Below are 9,692 nucleotides of genomic sequence, written 5' to 3'. Positions count from 1 at the left end.
AGCTCCCTCGCCACAAATACAGTGTTGTCCCTTAACTGACTGGCATCAGGGCAAGCCCCCTCCTCCATGTTCACGCCTGTACTTTCTCTGCCTCCACCCGGTCCCTGCCCGCCTGCTTGGCCACGTACACCGCCGAGTCGGCGCGCAACAGCAACCCGTCGATGCCTTCATCGACGCGCCAGCTGGCCACGCCGAAACTGGCGGTCACGATGCCCACCGGCTCCATCGGCGCGTTGCGCAGCGCCTGCCACAAATCCTCCGCCAGGCTGTAGGCCTGTTCGCCATCGGTGCCGGGACACAGCACCATGAACTCCTCACCGCCCAAACGGCAGAACACATCGGTGCGGCGCAAACGTTGACTGATGCGCTTGCACAGTTCCTGCAACACCCCATCACCGACTGCATGCCCGTACTTATCATTGATGCGCTTGAAATGATCGATATCCAGCATGATCACCGATAAGGCCCCGGACGTGCGGTTGACCCTGACCATCTCGGCCTTGAGACGATCCTGGAAATACCGACGGTTGTGGATCCCGGTCAGGGAGTCGGTGATGGACAGCGCGCGCAGTTCCTCTTCAACACGCTTGAGATCGGAGATATCCGAAACGTAACCGTGCCACAGCGTACCGCCGCCCGGTAACTCCTCGGGGGTCGCTTCGCCACGAATCCAGCGTAAACCCCGTTGTGGCAACTGCACACGGTACTCTTCGCGCCAATGGCTCAACTGCAATGCCGACAAACGAATCGACGCGCGCACGCGCTCCACGTCCAGCGGGTGGATACGCTCGAAAGCCTTCTTCGCATCCTGCTGCAACACGCCTGTCTCGATTTCGTAAATGTCGCGCATACCGTCACTGGCGTAGATAAAGCGCCAGTTTTCCTGAGGTTCCAGGGTGAACTGAAAGATCCCGCCGGGTACGTGGGCGCTGAGTTTCTTGAGCAAGCGATCGCGCGCGGCCAATGCTTCGTAGGCACGCTTCTGCTCGGTGATGTCGAGGTAAATCGCCAAATGCCCGACCCATAAGCCGTGATCATCCAGCAACACGGTGGCCAGCATGTTCACGGTCAATGGGCTGCCGTCCAAGCGTATCAACGTCCATTCACGGGCTTCATGCAGGGAGTCGGGGCTTTCCACCAGCATCGCCTGGTTCGCGGGAATACGTTTGCCCAGGGTCACACTCAGGCTGGCGGAGCGCGCCTCCAGTTCTGGTGCCAGGTGCAAGCTCTCCAGGGTCAACCGCCCCACCACCTGCTCGGCGCTGAACCCGAGCATCTGCTCGGCACCGGCATTGAAGGTGTTGATGACACCGCGCAGGTCGGTGGCAATGATCGCGACTTGGGTGGCGGCGTTCAGCACGCTGCGCAGTTGACCATGGGCGCCGCGCAACTCCTGTTCGCGCTGGTGCAACTCCGCGGTGCGCTGTTCCACCAGCTTGAGCGCGCGCTGGCGCTGGCTGACCAACACGTAGAGCAAGGCGCTGAACAACAGGCTGAGCAGCCCGCCCATGGTCAGGACAGTCGTCAGCGAGGAATGGTTGGCCTGGGCGAACACCTGGCTCGGACGCAGGGTCAAGGCGTAGACGTGGTCACCCAGGGTGAGGCGCGCGCGCCGACCAGCTCACTGTCCGCCGGGGCATTGCTGGAAGCGTACAGCACGCGTTTTTGCACGTCGGAGGTATCGACGATCTGCATCACCAGGGTGTCCCGCGCAGGCTTGGGCAAGCCGTCGGCCACCAGTTGGCGCATGCTGATCACCGCCATCACGTAGCCATGCACCTCAGTCGCCGACTGTTCGGAGGCAACTGGGGCTACGAGCAGCACCCCGGCGGCGTACGCGGGCTCCACGCCCACCAAATGCATGGGTTGGGACACCGCCAAACCACCGCTCGTCTGCGCACGCTCAAGGGCTGAGCGTCGCAGGGGCTGGGCCAGCAGGTCAAAGCCCAGGGGTGAGCCCAGCAGGCTTTGTGTCTGAATGTAGAGTACCGGCACGTATTCATCGCGTTCAGGCGCAGGGGCCAACTCACCGGCGGAGTTCAATTCACGGATCGCAAAGGGCTCGCCGCGCAGACGTGATTGCTCCTGCTCAAACCGGCCGCGCTGCTCGCGAAACACTCGTGGGGCCCAGGCATAAGCACGGGCACGCAGCAATAAAGGCTGAGCGAAGCCATCGAACTCTTCGCGGGACACATCGTTGGAGTTGACGAAGAACCGTCGCAGGCTGTTCAGGCGTTGCTCCTGGTCTTCGAAGCGCTCCTGCAGGCGGGTATAGCGCTCGTTGACCAGCAACTGAAAGCGCTGGCGCACCTGTTGCTGGTAGAGATCGGAGGCGGCCCAGGCAACGATGACCGTCAAGGCACACCCTGCCAAAAACACCACCAATGCCACCAGCCAGGCCGAGGCCTGTTCACTGATAAAACCTAGGATTTTCGGGCGGACGGCTTGCAACGACATAAGCAACACTCACAACGCCAGCGTGCGGGGGGTGTCACTTTGGCTAGGCCTTAAGTTATAGCTATCGCCCCAGGGTTTGACCAGCGCAAAAAAGCCGCAAGCGCGGAATAAACCAGGCTTGCGGCTTTTTGGCTACGCCTTATCAGCGAGCGGTGATTTTCCAGGCCCGGTGGATCTTGGCATTGCGCGCAAAATCCGGGTCGATGGTCTTGTCGCTGATTTCCTCGACCGCGTAGCGGGCGCTGAGGTTGTCCTCGAGCGCGAACTTGCGGAAGTTGTTCGAGAAGTACAGCACGCCGCCCGGTGCCAGGCGGGCCATGGCCAGGTCGAGCAACTGCACATGGTCGCGCTGCACATCGAAGATGCCTTCCATGCGCTTGGAGTTGGAGAAGGTTGGCGGGTCGATGAAGATCAGGTCGAACTCATCGCGGCTGGCCTCCAGCCATGCCATCACGTCACCCTGCTCCAGGCGGTTCTTGTCGGAGAAACCGTTGAGGGAGAAGTTGCGACGGGCCCAGTCCAGGTAGGTCTTGGACAAGTCGACGCTGGTGGTGCTGCGCGCCCCGCCCTTGGCTGCATGCACACTCGCGGTGGCGGTGTAGCAATACAGGTTGAGGAAACGCTTGCCGGCCGCTTCTTTCTGAATACGCATGCGCATCGGGCGGTGGTCGAGGAACAGACCGGTGTCCAGGTAATCGGTGAGGTTGACCAGCAACTTCACGCCGCCTTCGCTGACCTCGGTGAACTTGCCCTGGGCGCTCTGGCGCTCGTACTGCTTGGTGCCGCTCTGACGCTCGCGACGTTTGACCACCACGCGGTTCTTGTCGATGTTCAGCGCCTGGGGAATCGCCGCCAGCGCATCGAACATGCGTGCAGAGGCTTTTTCCGGGTCGATGGACTTGGGCGCGGCATATTCCTGTACGTGGACCCAATCGTGGTACAGGTCGATGGCCATGGAGTATTCCGGCATATCGGCGTCATACACGCGGTAGCAATCCACGCCTTCGCGCTTGGCCCACTTGCCCAGCAACTTGAGATTCTTCTGCAGGCGGTTGGCGAACATCTGCCCGCCTTCGCTCAAGCGTGCCTGCTCGACCACCGGGGCCGGGGCGGGCTTGATCGGGTTACCGTTCTTGTTGTACTGGCGTTCCAGCGGCTCGGTCGGCGCCTGATCGTAGGCGGCCTGCTCGCGTTCGGCCTGGCGCTGTTCCGGGGTACGCCGCTCGCCGGTGACGAACTGGTCCGGGTTGACCTTGATCAGCAACAACTTGCACGGCAGGGCGCCGTTCCAGAACGAATACTGTTTGTGGCTGCGGATACCCATGCGCTTGCCCAGGTCCGGCGCGCCGGTGAACACCGCCGCCTCCCAGCCCATGCACGCCTGGCGCAGACGCTCGCCAAGGTTCTGGTAGAGGTACAACAGACTGGCTTCATCCCCCAGGCGCTCGCCGTAGGGTGGGTTGCAGATCACCAGACCTTTCTGGTTCTGGTCCGGGCGCGGTTCGAAGGTGCCCACTTCGCCCTGGTACACCTTGATCCAGTGGCTCAGGCCTGCGCGCTCGATGTTGTTGCGCGCGGGCTGGATCAGGCGCGGGTCGGCCTCATAGCCACGAATCCACAGCGGCGCTTTGTTCATGCCGATAGCCGCGCGTTCGGCCGCCTCGGCGTGCAGTTTTTTCCACAGTGCCGGGACGTGACCAAGCCAAGTGGTGAAGCCCCACAGTTCGCGGTTCAGGTTGGGGGCCATGTCGGCGGCGATCATCGCGCCTTCGACCAGGAAGGTGCCGACGCCGCACATCGGGTCCGTCAGCGCGCCGCCTTCGGCAGCGATACGCGGCCAGCCGGAACGGATCAGGATCGCGGCCGCCAGGTTTTCCTTCAGCGGCGCCGCACCTTGCTGCAAGCGATAACCGCGCTGGTGCAGGCTGTGGCCGGAGAGGTCGAGGGACAGGATGGCTTCGCCACGGTCCAGGCGCAGATGGATGCGCAGGTCCGGGTTGATTTTGTCGATGGACGGACGTTCGCCGGTCGGGGTGCGCAATTTATCGACAATCGCATCCTTGACCTTCAGCGCGCCGAAGTGGGTGTTGTCGATGCCCGAGCCGTGGCCGCTGAATTCCACCGCCAGTGTCCCGTCGGGGACCATGTGGTCGGCCCATTCGATATCCAGCACGCCGTGGTACAGGTCCTCGGCATCCTTCATCGGGAAGCGCTTGAGCACCAGCAGCACACGGTTGGCCAAGCGCGACCAGAGGCACAGGCGGTAGGCGGTTTCCATGTCGGCCATGCCGCGCACGGCCGAGGTGTGCTCGCGGGCGTCCTCAAGGCCAAGCCCGACGGCTTCCTCGATCAGCAGGCCTTCGAGGCCCTTGGGGCAGGTGAGGAAGAGTTCAAAACGGTCCGACATGGGGCATTCCAGGCTTTTCAGCAATAGATGAACGGGCGACGCATCGCCGGTTCGGTTTTCAATCAAGCACTTTTCTTGAAGAGTGCTCGCGTGGCACGAATGTGCCGCTCCACCCTGTCTGACGGGCCCTTGGGCCTTTGTTGACGGGGCAGAAGAAGAATTTGAAGCAACAAAAAGAAATATTCCGACCCTTCGTCGAATAATAACCGACTGCAACAGGCGGGCATTCTCAGCCAGGGTTAGAACCTTTTTTCTTGGCAGGGTGCATCATAGCTGGCTTTGCCCGACAAATGGGGCGAAAAGCCATCCCAGCTTATGGCTATAGCATCGTTATCGTTACGTGCTTATGACAAAACGATCATTGAATCCATGTGACCTATTGGTTAGAACTCAACACAGGTTGGCGCCGTAACGACGCCGACACATCGGCTCGCCACGCCGGCAGCGAGCCCACCAACGGCAGAAAAACTCTGCCCGGCCTCAGACGAGGCCGAAGGATATCTAGACAGTCAACAAGTGAGGGAAACACCCTATGAGAAGACTTAAGCGTGATCCGTTGGAAAGAGCATTTTTACGCGGATATCAATATGGCGTTCATGGCAAATCCCGTGAGCTTTGCCCATTTACTCTACCGTCGGTACGCCAAGCCTGGATCAACGGCTGGCGAGAAGGACGCGGCGACAACTGGGACGGTATGACTGGCACTGCGGGCATCCACAGACTCAACGAACTTCACGCCGTCGGCTAATCAGGGCACTTAATTCCGACATACCACCTTTGAATCTGTAACGATTTAACCACGCACGTCCCATCCGGGCGGCGGGCTTCGGCCCAGGGGGCTCCTTTATGGAGCCCTTTTTAATGGCTGTCGATCAGGCGCGTTTGGGCAAAGCGGCAATCGCATCCACCGCCTGACGAATCAGCGCAGGCCCTTTATAGATAAACCCGGAGTACAACTGCACCAGGCTGGCACCGGCGGCAATCTTCTCGGCCGCATGCTTGCCTTCGGTGATGCCTCCGACCGCGATGATCGGCAAGCGCCCGCCCAGCTCGGCAGCCAACACCTTGACGATATGGGTGCTCTGGTCGCGTACCGGCGCACCCGACAGCCCGCCCGCTTCGTCACCATGGGCCAGGCCTTCGACGCCAACACGACTCAGGGTGGTATTGGTGGCGATTACCGCATCCATACCGGAGTCCACCAGGGCCTGGGCGACCAATACGGTTTCTTCGTCACTCATGTCCGGGGCGATCTTGATGGCCAGCGGCACGCGCTTGCCATGACGCACCGCGAGGTCTTCCTGACGCTGGCGCAACGCTTCGAGCAACTGCTTGAGCGAGTCACCGAACTGCAGGCTGCGCAGGCCAGGGGTATTAGGTGAGCTGACGTTGACGGTGACATAGCTGGCGTGGGCATAGACCTTGTCCAGGCAGATCAGGTAGTCATCCACCGCACGCTCCACCGGCGTGTCGAAGTTCTTGCCAATATTGATACCCAGGATGCCCTTGTACTTCGCCGCCTGAACCCGCGCCAGCAAGTGATCGACGCCCAGGTTGTTAAAGCCCATGCGGTTGATGATCGCCTCGGCTTCCGGCAGGCGAAAGATGCGTGGCTTGGGATTGCCCGGCTGCGGGCGTGGCGTCACAGTGCCGATTTCGACAAAGCCGAACCCCAGCTGCGCAAAACCGTCGATGGCCGCGCCGTTCTTGTCCAGACCGGCCGCCAGCCCGACCGGGTTGGGGAAGTCCAGGCCCATCACTGACACCGGCATTTTTGCCGGTGCCTTGCATACCAGCCCATTGAGCCCCAGGCGGCCACCGGCACCGATCAGGTCCAGGGACAGATCGTGGGAGGTTTCCGGGGAGAGTTTGAACAACAGCTGGCGGGCCAGGGTATACATGGGCGGGCTAGACTCGGATGGCGACGAAAGGTGGCGGCGATTATAGCCGGGGACACACATGCACGCGAGGCATGCCGTCCAAACGTCAATAACGCCGCTGTACCAGGGCCTCGTAATACGCCCAGATTTTTTCCGCATAGCGCCTGCGCAGTGCCTCACGCTGTGGCCCGGTGCCTGGGCCCGCGTTATAGGCACCCACCGCCGTCCAGTTGTAGCCAAAACGCTGGATGAATTCGGCCAATATTGACGCCCCCACCTCCACCGACAGACAGGGCTCACTCAATAGCCGCTGCTCGGTAATGCCTGACTGGAGCAGACGGGGCAAGTGGATGCTATTGATTTGCATCAGGCCGATATCCCGGGTGCCATTACGGTTGGCAGGGTTCATGGCTTCTGGACGGTAACCCGACTCCACGGCAGCGATGGCCTGCAACAACTCCGGTTCGATATTGTAGCGACGGGCAGTTTCTTCCCAGCAAAAGGCCAATGCCTGCTGACTGCTCATCAGAACTCCAAACAACAACACTGCGCGCCAGCACCTACCCATGGCTGACCTGCCCACAGGCTGAACACACTTTTGCCGCTTCTGTGACAGGGGACGGCGCACGCACCTCGACCCGCACCGGGCATATAAAGCGATACCCTCGGCCATAGATCGTCTTGATGAACGGTTTGTCGACGCCAAGGTGTTTGCGCAGCGAATAGATGCAGCGCGTCAACGACTCCTCGGAAACCTCTCCCTGGGGCCACCCCTGCTCCAGCAAGTGATCCTTGGTCATCAGCACACCGCCAGACGTCAGCAGCAACCGCAGCACGTGGCCCTCTTTGGGCGGCAGTTGAACATCCAGACTCTCGCCGGTCAGTCGCCCATCGCTGTGCAGCGTCCACTGGGCAAAGACCAGGGACGTCGTCCCCTCTTCATTCACGACGACCATAACGTCCTCGGCATCCGACTACTGACATTGAAATCCTTAGTTTCAGTACTGGCTCTAGCGTCCACGTCACGACTATAAGAACCCGCCGCACAAGCCACGCTAAGAGAAAAGCCATACATTCAGCGATTTCAGGAATGATTCTGTAGGACCTTTCCTTATCCATCTGACGCCCACTCTTGATAAACCTCGTGCAGCTCAACCCCCAGCCGATCTTCCAACTGCACCAATTCACCCAGGGCAAACAGTTGGCCATTGACCCGTACCTCGACGCCGTGAATGACGGTCGGAGCCAACGGCAATACTTTCCCAGGCGCAAAGGCGGCCAAGCGCTTGCGGCTTACCAGTTGTTCCTGCAGAAGAATTTCCAGGTGCATGGATGAAGGCCTTATTGGAGAGAGATCACGACCCGGTCGCACAAACGCAGGTTGCACGCGGTCGTAGCGCGCCGCGCTTAACGGCGTTGGCGCCATCTCCTGTCATTCGCTGCTGACGACCCGTGCCTGGAGCACGAACAGACGAACCTCGGCAGGGCCGGTGCGTGACGTACCCTCCCCTTGCTCGCGCGCATCCCGCCTGAACGCTCCGAGCCACAGACGTCGGCCTTGAGGTACCCGCACCACGGTGCTCACACTCACGCGCCCGACGGCGGTGGGTTTACCGCGCCGCCCGACTTCACGGACCTGGCGACCATCCTCGACCTTGATCAACATCTCGATCTGATTCGCCTCGGCAATGCGCGGCAGCACACTCACCTGCGCTCCGTAAGGCACAGGCTTCCAGTCGGCGGGATCGTTATCCGAGGCCGGCAGGTAGAAGGTGTGGTTGTCCTCGAACACGGCCGGTACATTCTCCTGGGTGAGAATCACCGGCAATGTGACCACCCTGGCTCGGCGCCGGCGTTCCAGGGAGGTGATCTGCTCCATCAATTGTCTGTCCTCCAGCGGATCCAGAATGTGTGCGTTCGAAGCAGTGGTTTTTTTGTTCCGGGCCAGATCCAGCTTCTTCATGTCATCACGGTTCACATCCACCAGCCACAACGAGACCTCGATGGCCCGTTTGGGCGTATCCAGCTGCGCCACCAGCTGTTCGATAAACTTCACCTGCGCAGGTTTGCCCTTGATCAGCAGGCTATTGGTGTCGGCATAGGCAATTACTCCGAGGCTTCGGTCCGCCAATGGGCCCTTGTGCTCACTGACCAGCAGGGCTTCAATCGTTGATGCCATGCCCGGCACCCTGACCTTTTGGTCGCCCAAGGCGTACTCGCGGTCGTCCACATGGGTGTTGAGCACTTGAACCACACCAAAGGCCTGGCTGCCGATGCGGAGGTCGGCGCGTTGGCGGTCCATCAATTGAGCCAGGCGCAACACCTGGTCGACATAGTTGGGCGGCCCGGATACATAGAACGTCCGACCCTCGCTCCCGCGTAAGGGATAGCGCGTCTCATCGAGCCCCGAACGCCGCATGAGGGCGCGAAAACGGTCTATGGAAAGATGCCGCAACGCCACCGCCGAGCTTTTCGCCTCGCTGGCGTCATAGAGGTAAAGCGCTTGCCCGTCGCCGTACCAGATCAAGCTATATTGCAACGCCAGCGACTCCAGCGCCTGCTGCGATGCATCGAGTTCCAGCACCCCGGTGAAGCGCTTGCGCGCAACCTCCCGGCTTACCACCACCGGCACGCCCAAGGGCACCGACAAGGCGCTGAAGACGCTGTGCAGACTCTCATCCCGTGCCTCATAGGTCGCGCCAACGACCAGCCTGTTTCCCAGCATCAACGCGACAAACAGCAGCCAGCGGCAAAGCCCGAGGCGAAGCATCAATGCAGTGAAGTCAACGTACACCTTGGGTTTCCTGAAGCGGACCGGGAGTGGGAAGCGGCCATACTGCGAGGCCGCCCGGTTTCAATCTTGATGGAAAGTTGACGGCCGGCTGACCTGTCGATCCGTGGCATGTGCCTTGCTTTGCACTCTGTATCAAAGCACGCGCCAACGGCGG

6 protein-coding genes and 2 pseudogenes are annotated in these 9,692 nt (G+C 60.9%); 1 reads left to right on the top strand and 7 read right to left on the bottom strand.

The features are described 5' to 3' along the window. Positions 1-70: 70 nt before the first annotated feature. Together JWR98_RS15510 and rlmKL are read right to left on the bottom strand one after the other, a co-directional pair. Positions 71-2,457, bottom strand: a pseudogene (locus JWR98_RS15510) (sensor domain-containing diguanylate cyclase). A gap of 142 nt (positions 2,458-2,599) precedes the next feature. Further along, positions 2,600-4,864, bottom strand: a complete 2,265-nt coding sequence (gene rlmKL / locus JWR98_RS15505; RefSeq protein WP_078734232.1) for a bifunctional 23S rRNA (guanine(2069)-N(7))-methyltransferase RlmK/23S rRNA (guanine(2445)-N(2))-methyltransferase RlmL — start codon at positions 4,862-4,864, stop codon at positions 2,600-2,602. A 532-nt stretch (positions 4,865-5,396) separates the two neighbouring features. Between rlmKL and rmf the strand changes: the two genes are divergently transcribed. Then, positions 5,397-5,612, top strand: a complete 216-nt coding sequence (gene rmf / locus JWR98_RS15500; protein WP_002553055.1) for a ribosome modulation factor — start codon at positions 5,397-5,399, stop codon at positions 5,610-5,612. Positions 5,613-5,736: 124 nt separating this feature from the next. On the opposite strand, the gene JWR98_RS15495 is transcribed toward rmf, so the two are convergent. From JWR98_RS15495 to sctC, 5 genes and pseudogenes are all read right to left on the bottom strand, one after another. Beyond that, complete coding sequence (locus JWR98_RS15495) at positions 5,737-6,765, bottom strand: quinone-dependent dihydroorotate dehydrogenase (RefSeq protein WP_078825706.1); 1,029 nt, start codon at positions 6,763-6,765, stop codon at positions 5,737-5,739. Positions 6,766-6,850: 85 nt separating this feature from the next. Beyond that, positions 6,851-7,312 carry a transglycosylase SLT domain-containing protein gene (locus JWR98_RS15490; protein ID WP_078734234.1) on the bottom strand — a complete coding sequence of 154 codons (462 nt, stop codon included), beginning with the start codon at positions 7,310-7,312 and terminating at the stop codon, positions 6,851-6,853. Next, positions 7,305-7,700: a winged helix-turn-helix domain-containing protein gene (locus tag JWR98_RS15485; RefSeq protein ID WP_078734235.1), complete on the bottom strand. Its 396-nt coding sequence runs from the start codon at positions 7,698-7,700 to the stop codon at positions 7,305-7,307. The genes JWR98_RS15490 and JWR98_RS15485 overlap by 8 nt, the downstream gene beginning before the upstream one ends. Before the next feature lie 155 nt (positions 7,701-7,855). After that, positions 7,856-8,074 (bottom strand): FliM/FliN family flagellar motor switch protein, encoded by a 219-nt coding sequence (locus JWR98_RS15480; RefSeq protein ID WP_078734236.1) that lies wholly within the window; start codon positions 8,072-8,074, stop codon positions 7,856-7,858. 15 nt (positions 8,075-8,089) lie between these two features. After that, positions 8,090-9,514 (bottom strand): annotated as a pseudogene (gene sctC / locus JWR98_RS15475) (type III secretion system outer membrane ring subunit SctC); the annotation flags it as partial. Positions 9,515-9,692 lie beyond the last annotated feature (178 nt).

The sequence above is a fragment of the Pseudomonas lactucae genome, from assembly GCF_016937615.1.
Lineage (GTDB): Bacteria > Pseudomonadota > Gammaproteobacteria > Pseudomonadales > Pseudomonadaceae > Aquipseudomonas > Aquipseudomonas lactucae.
Note: the sequence above shows the minus strand (reverse complement) of the source record. Positions and strands in the feature narration are given on the sequence as shown.

Excerpts from the sequence above, each read along its gene's own strand:
- rmf (WP_002553055.1), top strand. The coding sequence starts at position 5,397 with ATGAGAAGACTTAAGCGTGATCCGTTGGAAAGAGCATTTTTACGCGGA.
- JWR98_RS15480 (WP_078734236.1), bottom strand. The coding sequence starts at position 8,074 with ATGCACCTGGAAATTCTTCTGCAGGAACAACTGGTAAGCCGCAAGCGC.
- JWR98_RS15485 (WP_078734235.1), bottom strand. The coding sequence starts at position 7,700 with ATGGTCGTCGTGAATGAAGAGGGGACGACGTCCCTGGTCTTTGCCCAG.
- JWR98_RS15490 (WP_078734234.1), bottom strand. The coding sequence starts at position 7,312 with ATGGGTAGGTGCTGGCGCGCAGTGTTGTTGTTTGGAGTTCTGATGAGC.
- rlmKL (WP_078734232.1), bottom strand. The coding sequence starts at position 4,864 with ATGTCGGACCGTTTTGAACTCTTCCTCACCTGCCCCAAGGGCCTCGAA.
- JWR98_RS15495 (WP_078825706.1), bottom strand. The coding sequence starts at position 6,765 with ATGTATACCCTGGCCCGCCAGCTGTTGTTCAAACTCTCCCCGGAAACC.